Below are 22,816 nucleotides of genomic sequence, written 5' to 3'. Positions count from 1 at the left end.
TCATGTGAGTCAACCAGCCACCCGGGGCGGCGTCAAGGTCGTTCATCTCCGCATCCGGTCAAATCCCGGACGCCGTCCGGGCGCCCGGCAGGCGGCATTTCCGCGGGCACGGACAATGGCGTCCGCGCCGCGCCGATAACCGCGGTAACGGTCGGCGTGGTGCGGACGCCCGGGCCCTTGCCGCGTCCCGGCGACAGGGCGGTTCGCCGTTGTCAGTTCACTCGGCCGCCCCTTCCCGGAAGACGGCCCGCAGCTTCTCGGAGACGATGGCTCCGATCAGTTCCAGCGGTCCGGGATTCAACATGTGCGTGTGCTCGCAGGGAATCTCCCGGAATTCGACGTCCCCGGTGAAATACGGGTCCCACATGCCCGGCAGGAGCTGATGCGCGGTCTCTTCGGAGGCGGCCAGGACGAGCGCCGGAGCGGATACGGGGCGGTGTGTCACGTCCAGCCCGATGCGCGCGTTGTTGATCGTGACCTCGGTCATCGCCCGGACCTCGGTCTCGGAGAGGCCCGCCAGTGCGGTGTTCTTGGTGCGCAGCAGGTCCACGGTGCTTTCGTGGGTGAGCCGCGCCGCCTCGTCGTCGTCGAGTTCGATGTCGAAAAGGCCCAGCATGGCGCGGTACACATCGGCTGTCCTGACCTTCGCGAGGGACTCCTCCACCTCCTCGCGGGTGACCGTGCCGACCGGGTGGCAGTCGAGCAGGGTGAGCAGCGCGACGCGCTTGCCGCGCCTCTCCAGCAGGTCCGCCATCCGGTGCGCGACGATTCCGCCGAACGACCAGCCGAGAAGGTGGTACGGGCCGTCCGGCTGCGTCTCCATGATGCGGTCGACGTAGTGTCCGGCCATTTCCTCGACGGAATCGGGGAGGTTACCCGAGCCGTCCAGACCGGCTGCCTGTACGGCGTATACGGGCACGTCCGGATCGAGATGCCGGAGCAGTCCCGAATACGACCAGCCGAGTCCGCTGCCGGCGTGCACACAGAAAACCGGCGGTTTGCTGCCGTGTGTGCGCAGCGGCAACAGGACGTCGAGCGCGCCGTCCTCGGTGTCCGTGTCCAGGCGCCGGGCCAGCCCGGCCACGGTGGGAGTTTCCAGAATGGCCTTCACCGGGAATTCCACACCCAGCACGGAATGGATTCTGACGAGCAGCCGGACCGCCGAGAGGGAATGCCCGCCGAGTTCGAAGAAGTTGTCGTCCACGTTCACTTGCGGGACGCCGAGGATTTCCGCGAAGAGGCCGCACAGCAGTTCTTCCCTGGGGGTGCGCGGCGGCCGTCCGGAACCGTCCGGCTCCCCCTGCGGCAGCGGCAGCGCCGGCCGGTCGAGGGTGCCGTGGGCGGTCAGCGGCAGCCGGTCGAGCAGCACCACGGCGGCCGGGACGAGGTGTTCCGACAGCCGCTCCGCGAGGTAGGCGTGGAGTGCTGCGGGGCTGGGTGCGCCGCCGGCACGCGCCGGTACCACGTACGCCGTCAAGGTCTCCTCCCCCGCGCCGTCCTCGCGCACGGCCACCGCGGCCGTGGCGACATCCCGGTGGGAGGTCAACACGCCCTCGACAGCGCGCGGTTCGAGCCGCAGGCCGCGCAGGACGGCGTGCTCCCCCGCCGGGACGACGGGCTCCAGCAACGGCCGCCCGTCCGCGCCGTCGCGGCGCCGGACCAGGTCGCCCGTGCGGTACATCCACGCACCCGGCCGGAACGGGTCGGGCACCAGCCGCTCCCCGGTCAGCACGGCCGCGCCCGCGTACGCCGCGTGCCGCTGCGGGACATGGACGTACAGCTCGCCCGGCACGCCCGGCGGCACCGGCCGCAGTCCGGCGTCGAGGACGTACACCCCGGGGCCGGCCGACGGGTCGCCGAGGACGGGTGCCGCCGCGTCGGCCACCCGGAGGGGCAGCGTCGCCGCGGCGCACCCGCAGGGGCGGTGCACCACGTACGCCCGGGTGGAGGGCAGGTCCCGGAGCCGGTGCCACAGTGCCGTACCGGCGGGCTCGCCGGACAGCACCAGGCCGACGGGGGCCGAGCCGTCGCCGTCCGGGGCGCAGAGGCCCGCGTCCAGCAGTTGTTCGGTCTGCCGCGGGGTGGTGGCGACCAGGTGGACGCCGGCCGCGCGGAGCTGCCCGGCGGCGTCCTCCGGGGCCGCCCCGGCCAGGCTGTCGCTCACATACAGCTCGTGTCCGGCGACGAGGGCCGCGAGCGCGTCCGAGGCTCCCGGAGCGGAGAACGGCACGGTCAGGGCGACACGCAGCCGGTCCTGCCCGGCCGCGGTCACGGCCTCGGTGAACAGGTGCCGCCGATGGTGGGCGGCCAGTTCGCCGAGTGCCGCGTGCGGTACGGGGAGGTGGCCGGGGTGGTGCGCGGCGCACGCCGGGTGGTCCGGCAGCAACGGCGCCGTCCGCTCGGCTTCGGTGAGGTCGGTGTCGGCCGCCGCCTCGTGCTCCTCGTCCAGCGGTACGACAGTCCGGCCGCCCGCTGCCGCGCCGTCGAAGCCCGCGCCGGCGACGACCAGCAGCGCTCCGGCCGCGTCGAGGGCGTCCCGGTGGGCCCCGGGCTCCACCGCGCCGTCGAGCGACAGGTACGCCGCGCCCGCCTTGAGGATGGCCAGCAGCGCGACGACCGCCCGCGCGGACGGCGGCGCAGCGAACGCCACCACCTGCCCGGGGCCGGCGCCGAGCCCGGCGAGCTGCCGCGCGAGCCGGTTGGCGCGGCCGTTGAGCTCCCCGTACGTCAGCGTGCCATCGTCGGCGGTCACGGCGGGTGCCGTCGGCGTAGCAGCCGCCTGCCGCTCGAACAGCCGGACCACGGTTTCCGGCAGCGCAGCGCTCTCCGGCCGCCGGTCCGCCTGCTCCGCCATGCGGCGGCGCTCACCGGCGGTCCGTACGTCGAGCCGGGAGACCTTCTGCCGCGGGTCGGCCACGACCGTGCCGACCAGTTCCACCAGCCGTTCCGCGAGGGCGGTGACCGTCGTGCGGTCGAACAGCTCGGTGGCGTAGCGCAGGGTGCCCACGACACCGCCGGGCGTGCCGTCGTCCGCGATCCGCTCGTTGAAGGTGAAGTCCAGATCGAACTTGGCCGCTCCGGCTTCCAGTTCGACCGCTTCGACGTCCAGTCCGGGCAGGCCGGGTCCGTCGGCGCCGTGCACCCCGAAGTCGACCATGACCTGGAAGAGCGGGTGCCGGGCCGTCGAACGGTACGGGTTGATGATCTCCACCAACCGCTCGAACGGCAGGTCCTGATGGGCGTACGCCTCCAGCCCGGCCTGCCGTACCCGGTCGATCAGCTCGCCGAACGACGGGTCGCCGGACAGGTCGGCGCGGAGCACCAGCGTGTTGACGAAGAAGCCGACCAGGTCGTCCAGCGTCTCGTCGGTCCGTCCGGCGACCGGGGTGCCGAGCACGATGTCCGTACCGGCGCCGTGCTTGGCCAGCAGCGCCGCCACGGCGGCCTGGATCACCATCGCGGGGCTCGCGCCGGAGGCGGTGGCCAGCGACGCCAGGGCGCGGTGGGTGCGGACCGGCAGTTCGAAGGTGACGGCGCCGCCCGCGTAGCTCGGCTCGGCCGGTCGCGGCCGGTCGGCGGGCAGGGCCAGTTCCTCCGGGGCGCCGTCCAGCAGCTTGCGCCAGTAGGCGATCTGCCGGGAGATCGCGCTGTCCGGGTCGTCCTCGTCGCCGAGCACGTCCCGCTGCCACAGCGCGTAGTCGATGTACTGCACCGGCAGCGCGGGCCAGCGGGGCGTGCCGCCCTCGCGGCACGCGGTGTAGGCGGCGGCCAGGTCACGGATCAGGCGGCCCGCCGACCAGGCGTCACCCGCGATGTGGTGCAGCAGGATCAGCAGGACGTGGCTGGGCCCGCCGTCGGCGTCGGTCTCCTCGAACAGCTCGGCGCGTACAGGGGCTTCGGCGGCCAGGTCGAACGGGTGGGCCGCCGCGTCCCGCAGCGCGCCCGCCAGCCCGTCCGCCGTGACGGGGCGCACCCGCCAGCCGAAGTCCACCGCCGCGGCCTCCAGGACCGCCTGCCGCGGCTCACCGTCGGCCTCGGGGAAGACGGTGCGCAGCGACTCGTGCCGGGCGATCACGTCGTGCAGGGCGCCGCGCAGCGCCTCGTGGTCCACCGCGCCCTTCAGGCGCAGCGCCAGCGGCATGTTGTACGTCGCCGACGGGCCTTCCAGCTTGTGCAGGAACCACAGGCGGCGCTGCGCGAACGACAGCGGTACGGCGTCGGGGCGCGGCCCGGCCACCGGTGCCGTACGGGCCCGGCCGCCCGCGTCCAGCCGGCCGGCCAGCCCGGCCACGGTGGGTGCCTCGAACACGGCGGCGATCGGCACCTCGGCGCCCAGCGTCCGGCGGATGCGGCTGACCAGGCGGGTGGCGAGCAGTGAGTGGCCGCCGAGCTCGAAGAAGCTGTCGTCGATGCCGACCCGCTCCAGTCCGAGCACCTCGGCGAACAGCCCGCACAGGGCTTCCTCGCGGGGCGTGCGGGGTGCCCGGCCGGCGCTGAGCAGCCCGTAGTCGGGCGCGGGCAGGGCCTTGCGGTCCAGTTTGCCGATCGGGGAGAGCGGCAGCCGGTCCAGCACCACGAACGCGGACGGGATCATGTACTCCGGCAGCCACCGGCTCAGCGCGGCCCGCAGCTCGCGGCTGAGTTCGGCGGTCCGGTCCGGGCGGGCCGGGCTGTTGGCGTACTCGGCCGGTGCCCGGTCGCCGGGCGTGCCGCGGTAGGCCGCGACGAGGGTGCCGGGCTCCTCGGCACCGGGCAGGAGGACGGCGTCGAAGCGGTCGTCGTGCCGGTCCGACCAGGTCGTGACGGCGTGGAAGCCGAGCCGTTCGGCGTACCGGTGCACGGCTTCCGGGTCGGTTCCGGTGCCCGGCCCGGTGCCGCCGTCGATGCGGCGCAGTACGGCCGCGTCGTCGGCCAGGCGTTCGTTGGGCACGTCGGTCAGGCGCAGTCCGCCGGGGTGCTCGCGCAGCGGCCCGGCCAGGCCGTCCAGGCCGGCACCGACCTGCTGCCAGGTGACGACGGGCAGGTCGGCCACCGGGGCGGGCGCGGCCGGGGCCCGGGTGATGACCACGTCGTAGCGGTAGCGGGACAGTTCGTTGGAGGAGCCGCCGCGCTTGAGGCGGATGTCGACGCCGCCTGCGTCCGGGAGGCCGGCGGCCAGGGTGGTGAAGAAGTCGGGCGCGAGGAGCAGTTCCTCCTCGGCCGCGGTGCGCTGGTCGGTCTGCACCCGCAGGGCCGTGCTGTCGGCGTCGGCGCCGAGGGATCGTGCGGCGACCCCGGCCTGGAGGGTGCGCAGCAGGCGTGCGTTGCGGATGTCGCCGAGGAAGAGCGAGCCGCCCGGGACGAGCAGGGCCAGGGCCTTGGTGATGACGTCGGTCAGATAGCGGGCGTCGGGGAAGTACTGGGCGACGGAGTTGACGACGACGGTGTCGAAGAACCCTTCGGGCAGCCCGGTCGTGTCGTGGGCGGGCTGGGCCCGCAGTTCGACGCGGCCGCGCAGGTCGTCGCGTTCCGCCACCCGCTCGCGCAGGGTTTCCACGGCGGCGGCGGAAAAGTCGGTGCCCCAGTAGGCCGCGCAGTGCGGGGCGACCCGGGACAGGATCAGGCCGTTGCCGACGCCCAGTTCGAGGACGTTGCGGGGCGCGAGGCGCCGGATGCCCTCGACGGCGGCGGCCCGCCATTCGTGCATCTCGGTGAGCGGGATGGGCGAGCCGTCGTAGCTGCTCGTCCAGATGCCGAAGTCCTCCCAGAACCCGCCGCTGCCGGCCTGGCCGCGGTAGACCTCCTCGTACACCTCCTGCCAGGCGGCGACCCGGCGGCCGTCCTCGCCGTCCGCCGCGCCGTCCCGGTCGGGGACGACGTAGCCGACCAGGCGCGGGGTGCCGTGGTCCTCGCGTACCTGCACGGTGGCGGCGGCAATGCCGTCCTGGCGGGTGAGGGCGGCCTCGATCTCGCCCGGTTCGATGCGGAAGCCGCGGACCTTGACCTGGTCGTCGGCGCGGCCCACGAACTCCAGGCCGTGCCGTGCGCGCCACTTGACGAGGTCGCCGGTGCGGTACATCCGCGCTCCGGGGTCGCCGTACGGGTTCGCGACGAAGCGTTCGGCGCTCAGCCCGGGGCGGCCCAGGTACCCGCGGGCCAGGAAGGGCCCGGCCACGTACAGCTCGCCGACGACGCCGTCCGGCACCGGCCGCAGCCGGTCGTCCAGGACGTAGACCCGGGCGCCGGGCAGCGGTGTTCCGATCATCGGCGGCCGTTCCGGGCCGGTGACCTCGCCGGTGGTGACCCAGACGGTGGCCTCCGTCGGTCCGTAGAGGTTGACGGCGCCGCCGCCCTGTGCGTGCAGTCGCTCGGCCAGGGCGGCGGGCAGCGCCTCGCCGCCGACCAGCAGCCGTACGCCCGAGAGGTCGCCCGCGCCCTCGTCCGGCCCGTCCCCGGAGCCGCCCAGCATCGACCGGTAGACCGACGGGGTGGCCTGGAAGAGGGTGGCGCCGCTCTCCGCGACCAGGCGCCGCAGGGCGAGCGGGTCCTTGGCCGTCTCCGAGGAGGCGAGCACCACGCTCGCGCCGGACAGCAGCGGGGCGTGGATCTCCACGGCGGCGATGTCGAAGGTGATCGTGGTGGCGGCCACCATGCGGTCGTCCGGTGTCATCGGTACGCGGGTCAGCAGCGCGTCCAGGAAGTGGGCGATGCTCGCGTAGGAGATCACCACGCCCTTGGGGCGGCCGGTGGAGCCGGAGGTGTAGATGACGTACGCGGCGTCCGCCGGGTGGACGGGGGTGCCGCGTTCGGCGTCGGTCACATCGGCGTCCCGGAAGGCGGCGAGCCGTTCCTCGGTCGCCGGGTCGCCGAGTAGGACGCACGCCTCGGGCAGCGGTCCGGGCAGCGCGCCGTGCAGCGCCGGGGTGGTGATCACGGCGGCCGGTGCGGCGTCCTTCAGGACGTACGCGAGCCGGTCGGCCGGGTTGGCCGGGTCGAGCGGCAGGTAGGCCGCGCCGGTCTTCATGACGGCCAGCAGGGCCGCCACGAGGTCGGCCGTACGGGGCAGCGCCAGCGCGACCACGTCCTCCCGGCCGACGCCGCTGTCCAGCAGGAGGCGGGCGAGGCGGTTGGCGCGGCGGTCGAGGTCCGCGTAGTCCGTCTCGTCGTCGCCGGCGCGGACGGCGAGGGCGCCGGGGGCGCGGGCCGCCTGCTGGGCGAACCGCTCGTGCGGCAGCGCGGCCGGCATACCGTCCCCGGTCGCGTTGCGGGTGCGGAGCAGTTCGGTGCGCTCCTCGTCGGACAGCAGCGGGGCGTCGGCGAGGCGGACGGAGGGGTCGTGCACGACCGCGCGCAGGAAGGTGACGTACCAGGCGGCGATCTTCTCGGCGGTGCTCCGGTCGAACAGTTCGGTGGCGTACTCCAGCGTGCCGCCGATGCCGTCCGGGCGGCCCGCCTCCGTCAGCGCCTCGCCCATGCTCAGGAACAGGTCGAACTTGGAGTTGTCGCTGTCCAGCGGGTACGGCTCGGCCTCGGCGCCGGCCATGGTCAGCGTCGGCGCCTCGGTGTTCTGGAGCGCGAACATGACCTGGAACAGCGCGTTGCCGGACCGCGACCGCACCGGGTTGACCGCCTCGACCAGGTACTCGAACGGCAGGTCCTGGTGGGCGTAGGCGGCCAGCGAGCGGTCCCGGGCGCGGGCGAGCAGGTCGTCGAAGCGGGGGTCGCCGGAGGTGTCCGTACGGAGCACCAGCGTGTTGACGAAGAAGCCCACCAGGTCGGTCAGCGCCTCGTCCGTGCGGCCCGCGATCGGCACGCCGACCGGGATGTCGTGACCCGCGCCGAGCCGGGACAGCAGCGCCGCGAAGCCGGTCTGGAGGACCATGAACAGCGTGGTGCGGGTGTCGGCGGCGAGCCGCCGCAGCCCGGCGTGGAGTTCCGCGTCCAGGGTGAAGTGCAGCAGGTCGCCCCGGTAGTCGGCGACCGCGGGCCGCGGCCGGTCGGTGGGCAGTTCCAGCTGGGCCGGGATGCCGTCGAGCGCGTCCTTCCAGTAGGCGAGCTGGCGGGCGGCCAGGCTGTCCGGCTCGTCGGCCCGGCCGAGGAGTTCCTGCTGCCAGATCGCGTAGTCCGCGTACTGGACGGGCAGCGGGCCCCAGTCGGGGGCCGCGCCCGCGAGGCGGGCCTCGTAGGCGGTGCTGAGGTCGCGCATCAGCGGGGCGCGGGAGGCGCCGTCGCCGATGATGTGGTGCATCACGAGGACCAGCACCGGCGCGCCGCCGTCCGGCTGCTCGAACAGCCAGGCGCGTACGGGCGGTTCGCCGGCCAGCCCGAAGCGGTGGCCGGCCGCGTCCTGCACGGCCCGGTGCAGCCGCTCCGCGGCCACCTCCTCGGTCCGCAGGTCCAGTACGGCGTCGGCCGGGTCGAGCACCACCTGCCGCGGTTCGCCGTCCACGTCGGGGAAGACGGTGCGCAGCGACTCGTGCCGGCCGACCAGGTCGTTCAGTGCCTCCTGGAGCGCCTGCCGGTCAACGGTGCCGGTCAGCCGGAGCGCCAGCGGCCAGTTGTAGGCGGCGGACGGGCCTTCCAGCTGGTGCAGGAACCACAGGCGGCGCTGCGCGAAGGACAGCGGTACGGCCTGCGGGCGGGGCATCGGCACAAGGGGCGTGCGCACCTGTCCCCCGGCCGCGTCGAGCCGGGCGGTCAGCCCCGCGACCGTCGGTGCCTCGAAGACCGCGCCGAGCGGCAGCTCGACACCGAGGACGGCGCGGACGCGGCCGACCAGGCGGGTGGCGAGCAGCGAGTGCCCGCCGAGGTCGAAGAAGCTGTCGTCGATGGAGACCCGCTCCACGCCGAGCACGTCGGCGTACAGGCCGCACAGCAGCTCCTCGCGCGGGGTGCGCGGCGCACGCCCGGCACTGCGGGCGCCGAAGTCCGGTGCGGGCAGGGCGCGGTGGTCCAGCTTGCCGTTGGGCGTCAGCGGTACGGCGTCGAGGACGACCACCGCGGCCGGGACCATGTACTCGGGCAGCCGTGCGGCGGCGTGCGCGCGCAGCGCGTCGGTGTCCACGGCGGCCGGCCCGTCCGCGCGGTTCTCGGGCACCACATAGCCGACGAGGCGGGTGTCGCCCGGCCCGGCGTCGCGGGCGGCGACAACGGCCTGCCGGACGTCCGGGTGGTCCAGCAGCGTCGAGGCGACCTCGCCGGGTTCGATGCGGAAGCCGCGGATCTTGAGCTGCTCGTCGGCCCGGCCCGCGTACTCCAGCTGGCCGTCGGGCCGCCAGCGCGCCAGGTCGCCGGTGCGGTACATCCGGACGCCCGGCTCGAACGGGCAGGCCACGAACCGTTCGGCGGTCAGCCCGGGGCGGCCGAGGTAGCCGCGGGCCAGCTGCGCGCCCGCGACGTACAGTTCGCCCGCCGTGCCGGTCGGCACCGGCTCCAGGCGCTCGTCGAGGACGTAGGCCCGCATGTTCCAGAAGGGGCGGCCGATCGGCACCGGCCCGGCGGGCAGCTTCTGCTTGGGGCCGATGCGGAACTCGGTGCAGTTGACGGTCGTCTCGGTCGGCCCGTACGCGTTGACGACGGTGACCCGGCGGTGATCGGCGCGCCACTGCGCGAGGGCCGCCGAGGTCAGTGCCTCACCGCCGAGGATCAGCATCTCCCCCGGCGACCACCGCTTGGGCAGGTCGCCGAGGAGCGGCAGGTGCGACGGGGTGGCCTTCAGCAGCGCCACCGGCACCGCGTTGTCCTGTCCGGCCACCTCGTCCAGGCTGCCCAGGTAGACCCGGCCGCCGACGGTCAGCGTCGTGTAGAGGCCGGTGACGGTCAGGTCGAAGGCGATCGAGGTGGGCACCAGGGTGGCGCCGCGGGCCGCCGGGTAGTGGTGGGCGGCCCAGTTGAGGTAGTTGACGACGGCGCGGTGTTCGGTCACCACGCCCTTGGGGGTGCCGGTGGAGCCGGAGGTGTAGATGACGTACGCCGGGTGCTCCATCTCGACGTCGGTCTCGGGGTCGTCGTCCGGGTAGCCGGACAGGTCCTCGTCGAGGGCTGCCTCGTCCAGGACGAGCAGCGGCGCCGCGTCGGCGAGGACGAAGTCCCGCCGCTCCTGCGGATACTCGGGGTCGACCGGTACGTACGCGCCGCCCGCCTTCAGGACGGCCAGCAGCGCCACGACCAGGTCCACGGACCGCGGCAGCACGACCGCCACCCGCTGCTCCGGTGCCACGCCCTGCTCGATGAGCCGGTGCGCCAGCCGGTTGGCCCGCGCGTTCAGCTCCCCGTACGTCACGGACTCGGTGCCGCACACCACCGCGACCGCGTCCGGTGCGCGCCGTACCTGGATCTCGAACTGCTCGGCGAGGGTGAACTCGGGCACCTCCACCGCCGTGTCGTTCCAGGCGGTGAGCAGCTGCCCACGCTCCTGCTCACCGAGCAGCCGGGCCCGGCCGATCGGCAGCGACGGGTCGGCCGTCAGCTGCGCCAGCAGCCGCTGGAAGCGCGCCAGGAGCCCTTCGACGGTGGCCCGGTCGAACAGGTCGGTGGCGTACTTCAGCGTGCCCGCGATGCCGGCCGGCGCGCCGTCGGCGCCGTGCCGCTCCAGCACGTTGAGGGACAGGTCCACCTTGGCGGTCTCGATGTCCACCGCCTCGCCGCTGACCTCCAGCCCCGGCAGGGTGAACCCGCCGGACGGGTCGTCCTGGAGGACCAGCATCACCTGGAAGAGCGGGTGGTGGGAGGTGGAACGGCGCGGGTTGAGCAGTTCCACGAGGTGGTCGAAGGGCACGTCCTGGTGCGCGTAGGCGGCCAGGTTGGTGTCCCGTACCCGTTCGAGCAGTTCCCGGAAGCTGGGGTCGCCGGAGGTGTCCGTCCGCAGCACCAGCGTGTTGACGAAGAAGCCCACGAGGTCGTTGAGCGCGTCGTCCATCCGGCCCGCGACCGGCGATCCCAGCGGAATGTCCGTCCCCGCGCCGAGCCGCGTCAGCAGCGCGGCCAGCGCCGCCTGCAAGGCCATGAAGACGGTGCCGCCGGAGGCGCGGGCCAGCTCCGCCAGCCGCGCGTGCGTCGCCGCGTCCAGCTCGAAGGGCACCGCGGCACCCGCGTACGAGGCCACCGCGGGGCGAGGGCGGTCGGCGGGCAGGCTGATCTGCTCGGGCAGCCCGGCCAGCGCCTCGCGCCAGTAGGCCACCTGCTGTCCGTACATGCTCTCCGGGTCGTCCTCGTCGCCGAGCAGCTCGCGCTGCCACAGCGTGTAGTCGATGTACTGCACCGGCAGCGGCTCCTGGTGCGGCGCCGTACCGCGCTTGCGTGCCTCGTACGCCGTCACCACGTCACGGGCCAGCGGCCCCATGGACCAGCCGTCGCCGGTGATGTGGTGCAGGAGCAGCAGCAGGACGCAGTCATCCGGGCCCAGCTCGAACAGCTGGGCGCGGAAGGGCAGCTCGGCGGTCAGGTCGAAGGGGTACCGGGCCGCCTCGTCGAGGGCGGCGGGCAGCTCCGCCTCGGTGACCGTGCGGCGCTCCCAGCCGAAGTCGGCGTCGGCGGCGTCCAGCACCACCTGGTGCGGTTCGCCGTCGGTGACGCGGAAGACGGTGCGCAGCGCGTCGTGGCGGACCACCGCGTCGTGCAGCGCCGCCCGCAGCGCCTCGTGGTCGACGGTGCCCTTCAGACGCAGCGGCAGCGGCATGTTGTACGTCGCCGACGGGCCTTCGAGCTGGTGCAGGAACCACAGGCGGCGCTGCGCGAAGGACAGCGGGACCAGGTCAGGGCGCGGCATCGGGCCCAGCGAGGTGCGGGTCGGGCCGCCGAGACCGAGCTGTTCGACCAGCCCGGCCACCGTCGGCGCCTCGAACAGCACCCGGAAGGGCAGTTCCACGTCCAGTTCGGCACGCACCCGGCTGACGAGCCGGGTGGCGAGCAGCGAGTGCCCGCCCAGGTCGAAGAAGCTGTCGTCGAGGCCGACCCGGTCCACGTCCAGCACCTCGCGGAACAGACGGCACAGCGTCTCCTCCTGCGGAGTGCGTGGGGCACGCCCGTCGTCGGCCGCGGCACCGGCCGCGTAGTCCGGTGCGGGCAGGGCCCTGCGGTCGAGTTTGTCGTTGGGTGTCAGCGGGAGCCGGTCCAGCAGCAGCACGGCGGCCGGGACGAGGTGTTCGGGCAGCCGCTCGGCCAGGTACGCGGTGAGGGCGGCGGGCTCGGGCGCGGCCGTGCCGTCCGGTACGGCGTAGGCGACGAGCCGCTGGTCACCGGGGGTGTCCTCGCGGACGACGACGACAGCCTGCCGTACCCCGTCGAAGCCGGTCAGCACGGACGCGATCTCGCCGGGCTCGATACGGAAGCCGCGGATCTTGACCTGTTCGTCGGCCCGGCCCATGAATTCGAGCTGGCCGTCGGCGCGCCACCGCGCCAGGTCGCCGGTCCGGTACATCCGCTCGCCGGACGCGAAGGGCGAGGCCACGAACCGTTCCGCCGTCAGCCCGGCGCGGCCCGCGTAGCCACGGGCCAGCCCCGCGCCCGCCGCGTACAGCTCACCGGTCACCCCCACCGGCACCGGGCGCAGACCGGCGTCCAGCACGTACGTACGGGTGTTGGCGATCGGGTGCCCGATCGGCGCGGCCGTCGCGTCCATGGCCCCGCTCATCGAGACACAGACCGTGGACTCCGTCGGGCCGTACGCGTTGACGACCTCGCGGCCGCCCGCCGACCAGCGGGCGATCAGCTCCGGCGGCGCGGCCTCACCGGCCAGTACCACCGTCGTGAGCGCGTCCAGCGCCGTCTCGGCGCCCGCGGGGACCGCGCCCAGCACGGACGGCGGCAGCGTCAGGTGCGTCACCCGGTGACCGGCCAGCACCTCCTGGAGCGCCTCGCCGACCAGCCGCCCGCCCTCGGGCACCACCAGCGTGGCGCCGGACCCGAACGCCATCACCAGTTCCCACCAGGCGGCGTCGAAGCTGGGCGAGGCGAATTGCAGGACCCGGCTGCCCGCCGTCACCCCGAGCCGCGCGGCCTGCGCGTACGCCAGGCTCGCCACACCCCGGTGGGTGACCACGACGCCCTTGGGGCGCCCGGTGGAGCCGGAGGTGTAGATGACGTACGCGGGGTTCTCCGGTGCGACGGCCACACCCGGGTCGGTGACCGGGAAGCCCGACAGTTCCCGGCGCAGCACCGCCTCGTCCAGGACCAGCACCGGCGCGGCGTCGGCGAGAATGAACTCCCGCCGCTCCCGCGGGTATTCGGGATCGACGGGCACGTAAGCGCCGCCCGCCTTGAGGACGGCGAGGATGGCGACCACCATCTCCACCGACCGCGGCAGCACCACACCCACCAGCTGCTCCGGACCCACGCCCTGCCCGGCCAGCCAGTGCGCCAGCCGGTTCGCCCGCGCGTCCAGTTCGCCGTACGACAGCGACTCTGTGCCGCAGACCACCGCGAGGGCGTCCGCGTCCCGGCGCACGTGGCCGGCGAACAGCCCGGCGAGGGTGGCGGCCGGTACCTCGGCGGCCGTCCGGTTCCACCCGTCCACGATCCGGGCGCGCTCGTCACCGGTCAGCAGCTCGACCTGGCCGAGCCGCAGCGACGGGTCGGCGGTCACCTGCTCCAGCAGCCGCGTCCACCGGCCCAGCAGTCCCTCGACCGTCACCCGGTCGAACAGCTCGGTGGAGTACTGGACGGCGGAGACGACACCCTGCGGCGCGCCGTCCGCACCGTGCCGCTCCACGACGTTCAGTTCGAGGTCGGCCTTGGAGATGCTGAGGTCGACGCCCTCGACGTCCACCTGGATGCCCGGCAGCGTGAAGCCGGCCTCCCCGGCGTTCTGGAGGCCGAGGATGACCTGGAAGAGCGGGTGGTGGGAGGTGGAGCGCTCCGGGTTGAGGAGTTCCACCAGGTGCTCGAACGGCACGTCCTGGTGGGCATAGGCGGCCAGGTCGGTGTCCCGGACGCGGCCGAGCAGCTCCTCGAAGCGGGGATCGCCCGAGGTGTCCGTACGGAGCACCAGCGTGTTGACGAAGAAGCCCACCAGATCGTCGAGAGCATCGTCCATCCGACCCGCGATCGGCGAACCCAACGGAATGTCCGTCCCGGCCCCAAGACGCGTCATCAGCGCCGCCATACCGGCCTGGAGCACCATGAACACCGTCGTGTTCGTCCGCCGGGCCAGCTCCACCAGCCGCCCGTGCAGCTCCGCGCCCAGCTCGAAGACGAGCGACGCTCCCTCGTAGGAGGCGATGGCCGGACGCGGCCGGTCGGCCGGGAAGGTCACCTGCTCCGGCAGGCCCGCCAGCTGCTCACGCCAGTACTCCACCTGCCGCGCGTACACGCTGTCCGCGTCGGCCTCGTCGCCCAGCAGCTCACGCTGCCACAGGGAGTAGTCGGCGTACTGCACGGGCAGTTCGGCCCACTGCGGGGCCTCGCCCTGGACGCGGGCGGTGTAGGCGGCGACCACGTCGCGGGCCAGCGGGCCCATGGACCAGCCGTCCCCGGCGATGTGATGCAGCAGGAGCAGCAGCACACAGTCCTGCGGCCCGGCGGCACCGGCCGTGCCGGTTTCGAAGAGCAGCGCGCGTACCGGGACGTCCGTGGCCAGCTCGAAGGCATAGCGTGCCGCCTCGTCGAGGGCGGCGGGCAGCTCGTCCTCGGTGACCGTGCGCCGCTCCCAGCCGAAGTCCGCCCCCTCCGGGTCCAGCACCCGCTGGTACGGCTCGCCGTCGCGCTCCGGGAAGACCGTACGCAGCGACTCGTGCCGCCCGACCACGTCCCGCAGCGCCGCGTGCAGCGCCTCCGCGTCCACCTCCCCCACCAGCCGCAGGGCCAGCGGGATGTTGTACGTCGCTGAGGGGCCCTCCAGCTTGTGCAGGAACCACAGGCGGCGCTGCGCGAACGACAGCGGCACCCGCTCGGGGCGTACCGCCCGGGTCAGCGCCGTACGGGCCCGGCCGTCGGCCGTCGCCAGACGCGCGGCCAGCCCGGCCACCGTCGGCGCTGCGAACACGTCCTTGATCGGCAGCTCCGTCCCCAGAACGCTGCGGACGCGGCTGACCAGGCGGGTGGCGAGCAGCGAGTGCCCGCCCAGATCGAAGAAGCTGTCGTCGACACCGACCCGGTCCACGCCCAGCACCTCGGCGTAGAGCCCGCACAGGACCTCTTCCTGCGGGGTCCGCGGGGCGCGGCCGTCCGCACCGGCCGCGTACTCGGGTGCGGGCAGGGCCTTGCGGTCCAGCTTGCCGTTGGGTGTCAGCGGCAGCCGGTCCAGCACCATCACCGCCGACGGCACCATGTACTCCGGCAGCCGCTCCGCCAGGTCCGCGAGGAGGCCGGCAGGGCCTGCGGCAGCACCGTGGCCGTCCTCGGGCACCACGTACGCGACGAGCCGCTGGTCGCCCGGGGTGTCCTCACGGACGACGACCGCCGCCTGCCGTACGCCCTCGGACCGGGCCAGGAGCGAGGCGATCTCCCCCGGCTCGATACGGAAGCCGCGCAGCTTGACCTGCTCGTCGGCGCGGCCCAGGTACTCCAGCTGGCCGTCGGCGCGCCACCGCGCCAGGTCACCGGTGCGGTACATCCGCACGCCCGGCTCGAACGGCGAGGCCACGAAGCGCTCCGCCGTCAGCCCGGCCCGGCCCGCGTAACCACGGGCCAGCCCCGCACCGGAGACGTACAGCTCACCGGTCACGCCCACCGGCACCGGCCGCAGTCCCGCATCCAGCACATACACCTTGGTGTTGGGGACCGGGCGGCCGATCGGCGCGACGTGCCCGTCGGCCGTGCCGCTCATCGACACACAGACCGTGGACTCCGTCGGGCCGTACGCGTTGACGACCTCGCGCCCGCCCACCGCCCACCGGGCGATCAGCTCCGGCGGCACCGTTTCACCGGCCACCAGCACGGTCCGCAGCGCGGGCAGGCGCGCCTCGGTGCCGGGCGGCAGGGCGCCCAGGACCGACGGCGGCAGCGTCACATGCGTCACGCCGTGCTCCGTGAGCACACTGGCGAGGGCTTCGCCGACCAGCCGGCCGCTCTCCGGCACCACGAGCGCGGCGCCCGAGGAGAACGTCATCACCAGTTCCGCCCAAGCGGCGTCGAAGCTGGGCGACGCGAACTGGAGCACCCGGCTGCCCGGGCCGACGCCCAGAGGACGGCCCTGCGCGTGGGCCAGGCTCGGCACGCCGCTGTGCGTCACCAGCACGCCCTTGGGGCGCCCGGTGGAGCCGGAGGTGTAGATGACGTACGCCGGGTTCTCCGGTGCCACGGCCACACCCGGGTCGGTGACCGGGAAGCCCGACAGGTCCCGGCGCAGCGCCGCCTCATCCAGCACCAGCACCGGCGCGGCGTCGGCAAGAATGAACTCCCGCCGCTGCTGCGGGTATTCGGGATCGACGGGTACGTAAGCGCCACCGGCCTTGAGAACGGCGAGGACCGCGATCACCATCTCCACCGACCGCGGCAGCACCACACCCACCAGCTGCTCCGGACCCACGCCCTGCCCGGCCAGCCAGTGCGCCAGCCGGTTCGCCCGCGCGTTCAGCTCGCCGTACGACAGGGTCAGGGTGCCGGACAGTACGGCAGGGGCCTGCGGGTCCCGCCGGACCTCGTCCTCGAACAGCCCGGCCAGCGTCTTCGCGGGCAGTTCGGTGCCGGTGGCGTTCCAGTCGGCCAGCAGGCGGGTGCGCTCCTCGGGCGTCAGCAGTTCCGCCCGGCCGATGGGGCGCGCCGGGTCCGTGACGGCCTGCTCCAGCAGGCGTGTCCAGCGGGCCACGAAGCCCTCGACGGTGGCCCGGTCGTACAGCGCCGTGGCGTACTCGGCCAGCGCCTCGATCCCGGCCGGCTCGCCGGTCCCGCCGTACTGCTCGGCCACGTTGAAGACCAGGTCGGCCCTGGCCACGCTGAGGTCGACGCCCTCCACCTCGACCTGGAGACCGGGCAGTCGGAAGGCGGCTTCCTGGCCATTCTGGAAGCCGAGGATGACCTGGAAGAGGGGGTGGTGGGAGGTGGAGCGCTCGGGGTTGAGGAGTTCCACCAGGTGCTCGAACGGCACGTCCTGGTGGGCGTACGCGGCGAGGCTCGACTCCCGTACGCGGCCGAGCAGTTCCTCGAAGCTGGGATCGCCCGAGGTGTCCGTCCGCATCACCAACGTGTTGACGAAGAAGCCCACCAGATCGTCGAGAGCATCGTCCATCCGACCCGCGATCGGCGAACCCAGCGGAATGTCCGTCCCGGCCCCCAGGCGCGTCATCAGCGCCGCCATACCGGCCTGGAGCACCATGAACACCGTCGTGTTCGTCCGCCGGGCCAGCTCCACCAGCCGCCCGTGCAGGTCGGCGTCGAGGGTGAAGGCCAGGTGGCCGCCCTCGTAGGAGGTGACGGCCGGGCGGGGGCGGTCGGCGGGGAAGGTCACCTGGTCGGGAAGGCCGGCCAGTTGCTCGCGCCAGTAGTCCACCTGCCGCGCGTACACGCTGTCCGCGTCGGCCTCGTCGCCCAGCAGCTCACGCTGCCACAGGGTGTAGTCCGCGTACTGCACCGGCAGCTCCGCCCACTGCGGGGCCTCGCCCCGGACGCGGGCGCCGTACGCCGCCATGACATCGCGGGCCAGCGGGCCCATCGACGAGCCGTCGCCCGCGATGTGGTGCAGCAGGAGCAGCAGCACACCGGTGTCGGCGTCGATGTCGTGCAGCCAGGCCCGGAGCGGGACCTCGGCGGCCAGGTCGAAGCCGTACCGGGCGGCTTCCTCCAGGGCGGTGGGCAGCTCGGCCTCGGTGACCGTGCGGCGCTCCCAGCCGAACTCCGCCTCATCCGGGCCCAGCACCAGCTGGTACGGCTCGCCGTCCCGGCTCTCCCGGAAGACGGTGCGCAGCGACTCGTGCCGCGCCACCACGTCCCGCAGCGCCGCCCGCAGGGCGTCCGCGTCGACGCCGCCCTTCAGGCGCAGCACCAGCGGCATGTTGTACGTCGCGGACGGGCCCTCCAGCTTGTGGAGGAACCACAGGCGGCGCTGCGCGAACGACAGCGGAACCCGCTCGGGCCGCTCCCTGCGCACCAGCGCCGTACGGGTCTCTCCCCCGGCCGCCGCCAGCCGGCCGGCCAGCGCCGCCACCGTCGGCGCGCCGAACACGTCCTTGATCGGGATCTCCACGCCGAGGACGCTGCGGACGCGGCTGACCAGGCGGGTGGCGAGCAGCGAGTGCCCGCCGAGATCGAAGAAACTGTCGTCGACACCGACCCGGTCCACGCCCAGCACCTCGGCGAACAGGGCGCACAGAGCGGCTTCCCGGTCGGTGCGCGGCCTGCGGCCGCTCGTGGTGGCGGCGTACTCGGGAACGGGCAGGGCCTTGCGGTCCAGCTTGCCGTTGGGCGTCAGCGGCAGCCGGTCCAGGACCATCACCGCCGACGGCACCATGTACTCCGGAAGCCGTTCGGCGAGGCGCGCGCGGGCCGCCTTGACCACGGCACCGATGCCACGGGCGGCGACGGGATTGTTGGTCCACGGGCCGCCGTCGGCGGCCGGCAGGTACACGCCCGACAGGGCAGCGTCTTCCGCTCCGGCCGGGAGGAGCACCGCGTCGAACCGCGCCACCGACCGCGCCGACCAGGTGGGAACCACATACACGCCGTGTTCCCGGCCGCGCGCGACCAGGTCTTCCGGGTCGACCGGGGCGCTACCGCCGAAGTCCTCGGCGTCCAGGCCGTCCAGGGCCCGTTCAGCCGCCACCTCGGCGGCCAGCCGCGCACTGGGGATGCCGGTGACACGCAGCGGCGCACCGTCGAAACCGGTCATTATGGCGGTCAGATCCAGCCCGGCGGCCCATATCAGCTGACGGACCCCGGACAGGTCCACGACCTTTTCGGGCGCCTTGTGCAGGACGACCTCGTAGCGGTGCCGGGTCAGCTCGTTGTGGTACGCGCCCGGCTTGAGCCGGATGTCCAGCGCGCCCACCCGCTCGTCCCGCTCCGTCAGCTCCGCGAAGAACTCCGGAGCGGTCACCAGCTCCTTTTCCAGCAGCACCGCCCGGTCCACGACCGCACGCGCTGACGCCCCACGCCCGGCGTTGACCGCAGCGTGCAACGCTCGCAGCGAACCGGCATGCCGCACGTCACCGATCACCAGCCGACCGCCGGGCGCAACGAGGGCGAGCAACTGGCCGACGACCTTGGCCAGGTACGCGCCATCCGGGAAGTACTGCACAACGGAGTTGATCAGTACGGTGTCGAAGTGACCGGCGGGCAGCCCCGTCACGTCGTCGGCGGCCTGGCTGCGCAGCCGTACGCGGTCGTCCAGACCCGCCTCGGCCACCTGCGCCGACAGCCGCTCGATGACCTCGGCCGACAGGTCCGTACCCCAGTACTCGTCCACGTCCCGCGCGAGGTGGGCCATCAGCAGACCGGCACCCACACCGACCTCCAGCACCCGGCGGCCACCGAAGCCGCGCACCCGCTCCACGATCGCGTCCCGCCAGGCCCGCATCTCGTCCAGCGGGATCGGCTCACCGGTGTACGAGCTGTCCCAGCCGGAGAAATCCTCACCGAAGGCGATGCCCTTCGTGCCCGTCTCGGCGTATACCGAGTCGTAGATCTCCCGCCACTCCTCGACCTGCGCGTCCCCGTCCGACTCCGCGCCGGCCCGCATCGCCGCGTCGAGGTCGGGCACCACGTACGCGGCCAGGCGCTGGTCACCGGGGACGTCCTCCCGCGCGATGACGGCGGCCTGCCGTACGCCCTCGGAGGCGGTCAGGGCGGACTCGATCTCCCCCGGCTCGATACGGAAGCCGCGAAGCTTGACCTGCTCGTCGGCGCGGCCCAGGTACTCCAGCTGCCCGTCGGCGCGCCACCGCGCCAGGTCACCGGTCCGGTACATGCGCACCCCGGGCTCGAACGGCGACGCCACGAACCGCTCCGCCGTCAGCCCGGCCCGGCCCGCGTAACCACGGGCCAGCCCCGCACCGGAGACGTACAGCTCACCGGCCACCCCCACCGGCACCGGCCGCAGCGCCGCATCCAGCACATACGCACGCGTGTTGGTGACCGGACGCCCGATCGGCGCAACCAGTTCCTCGGTCGTGTCGCTCATCGAGACGCACACCGTGGACTCCGTCGGGCCATACGCGTTGACGACCACGCGCCCGTCCACCGTCCACCGGGCCACCAGCTCAGGCGGCACCGCCTCACCCGCCAGCGCCACCGCCCGCAACTCCGGCAGTCCGGACTCGGCCCCGGCCGGAAGCGCCCCCAGTACGGACGGCGGAAGGGTCGCGTGAGAGATCCGCTGCTCGGCCAGCACCTCACGCAACGCCTCGCCGACCAGTCGCCCTTCCTCCGGCACCACCAGCGTGGCACCCGACGAGAAGGCCATCACCAGCTCCCACCACGCCGCGTCGAAACTCGGCGACGCGAACTGGAGCACCCGGCTCTCCGCCGAGACTCCCAGCCGCCGGGCCTGCGCGTACGCGAGGCTCGCGACGCCCTGGTGGGAGACCACGACGCCCTTGGGGCGCCCGGTGGAGCCGGAGGTGTAGATGACGTATGCCGGGTGCGCCGTGTCGACGTCGATCCCGGGGGCGTCCTCCGGATAGCCGGACAGGTCCCGGCGCAGCGCCGCCTCGTCCAGGACCAGCACCGGCGCCGCGTCGGCGAGGATGAACTCCCGCCGCTCACGCGGGTAGTCGGGGTCGACCGGGACGTACGCGCCACCGGCCTTCTGGACGGCGAGGACGGCCACGACCATCTCCACCGAGCGCGGCAGTTCCACCCCCACCAGCTTCTCCGGGCCCACGCCCTGGCCGGTCAGCCAGTGCGCCAGCCGGTTCGCCCGCGCGTCCAGCTCCCCGTACGACAGGGTCTCGGCGCCGTACACCACCGCGACAGCCTCCGGGGTGCGGCGCGCGTGCCCGGCGACGAACCCGGCGAGGGTGGTGCCGGGCACGTCGGCGGCCGTCGCGTTCCAGCCGGACACCACCTGGTCGCGCTCGGTGTCCGACAGCAGCTCCAGCTGCCCGACGCTCAGCGAAGGATCGGCCGTCACCTGCTCCAGCACCCGCACCCAGCGGGCCAGCAGGCCCTCGACCGTCGCGCGGTCGAACAGCTCCGTGGCGTACTCGACGACCGTCTCGATGCCCGTCGGACCGTCGGCCGCGTCGTGCCCCTCGGTGAGGGAGATGAGCATGTCGAAGCGCGAGGTGCCGGCGCTCACCACCTCGGCCTGCACCTGGAGGCCCGGCAGCCGGAAGTCCTCGCTCGGTGCGTTCTGGAGGACCAGGGCGACCTGGAACAGCGGGTGGTGGGCGGTGGAGCGCCGCGGGTTCAGGCGCTCCACCAGGTGCTCGAACGGCACGTCCTGGTGCTCGTACGCGGCGAGGCTGGTGCGCCGTACGCGGGCGAGCAGCTCCTCGAAGGCGGGGTCGCCGGACGTGTCGGTGCGCAGCACGAAGGTGTTGACGAAGAAGCCGATGAGGTCGTCCAGGCCCTCGTCGGTGCGGCCGGCCACGCCGCTGCCCAGGGGGATGTCGTGGCCGCCGCCGAGGCGGGTGAGCAGCGCGGCCATCGCGGCCTGGAGCACCATGAACACGGTCGTGTTCGACTGCCGGGCCAGCGCCACCAGCCGCCGGTGCAGCGCGGGGTCCAGGTCGAAGGCGAGGTGCTCACCCGCGTAGGAGGCCACCGCCGGGCGCGGGCGGTCGGTGGGGAAGCTCACCAGGTCGGGCAGGCCGGCCAACTGCTCGCGCCAGTAGGCGACCTGCTGGGCGAAGACGCTGTCCGGGTCGCTCTCGTCGCCGAGCAGTTCCCGCTGCCACAGCGTGTAGTCCACGTACTGCACCGGAAGCTCGGGCCAGTCCGGGTCGCGTTCCTCGGTCCGCGCGGTGTACGCCTCGACGACGTCACGGGCCAGCGGGCCCATCGACCAGCCGTCGCCCGCGATGTGATGGAGCAACAGCAACAGGACGTGGTCCTCCGGCCCGGTCTCGTACAGCCATACGCGGACCGGGACCTCGGTGGCCAGGTCGAAGGGGTGCCGGGCCGCCTGCTCCAGTGCCGCGCGCAGCTCCGCCTCCGGAACCTGCCGGTGTTCCCAGGCGAAGTCCGCGTCGGCGGCGTCCAGGACGACCTGCCGCGGCTCGCCGTCCACCTCGGGGAAGACCGTGCGCAGCGTCTCGTGCCGCGCCGTCACATCCCGCAGGGCCGCGAGCAGCGCCTCCGCGTCCACCTTGCCCTTCAGGCGCAGCGTCAACGGCATGTTGTACGTCGCCGACGCCCCCTCCAGCTTGTGCAGGAACCACAGCCGGCGCTGCGCAAAGGACAACGGGATCATGAGCTGTTTCCTTCTTCCTGCCCCGCACAGGGCAATGCGGCGCTGGTCGGTCGTCGGCCGGGTCGTCGGCCGGGCCGGGTGAGCGGCGTCGGAGGGACGGCGTCGGTGGACGCCGTCCGCGGGCGGCACGGCGGGCACACCGCGTACGGCGCCCCGGCGCAGGGCGCTGACGCCCGGCGGGAAAGGCACGCCGAATGGAGTCGGATGAAAAAGGGCCGGAATGACCGGCCGGGGTCGCCGGCCCGCTCCCTTGGGAGAAGGCCGGTATTTCCGGGCTCCGGCTGGTCGGTCCGGGGCAGGGAAAAGCAGGACGGGAATCCGGGCGGGCCGGGTTTTGAAGCCGTGTTCTCACACACCCGGGACGCATGTCAAGGGTGCACAGTCCCAGGACATCTCCACCGGTTACCCGTTCGACGAACTGCCGTACAAGGTGCGGCCGATGCATGAATCCAGGAAAGGACCGGGACGCACAACCGTGCGCGGGCGGTCACGTCTCCATGGACCGGCGCTCCGCCGGAGCCGTACGGAATGTCAGGGCGATCGCAGTGGGTG

At 73.6% G+C, this 22,816-nt stretch carries 1 protein-coding gene; it reads right to left on the bottom strand.

Annotated elements, in window-relative coordinates; genetic code table 11:
• Nucleotides 1–217: 217 nt before the first annotated feature.
• Complete coding sequence (locus CP984_RS39765; protein ID WP_003982969.1) at nucleotides 218–22,264, bottom strand: non-ribosomal peptide synthase/polyketide synthase; 22,047 nt, start codon at nucleotides 22,262–22,264, stop codon at nucleotides 218–220.
• Between the last annotated feature and the right edge of the window lie 552 nt (nucleotides 22,265–22,816).

Origin of the sequence: Streptomyces rimosus (assembly GCF_008704655.1) — a bacterium.
Classification (GTDB): domain Bacteria; phylum Actinomycetota; class Actinomycetes; order Streptomycetales; family Streptomycetaceae; genus Streptomyces; species Streptomyces rimosus.
Note: the sequence above shows the minus strand (reverse complement) of the source record. Positions and strands in the feature narration are given on the sequence as shown.

Excerpts from the sequence above, each read along its gene's own strand:
- CP984_RS39765 (WP_003982969.1), bottom strand. The coding sequence starts at position 22,264 with ATGATCCCGTTGTCCTTTGCGCAGCGCCGGCTGTGGTTCCTGCACAAG.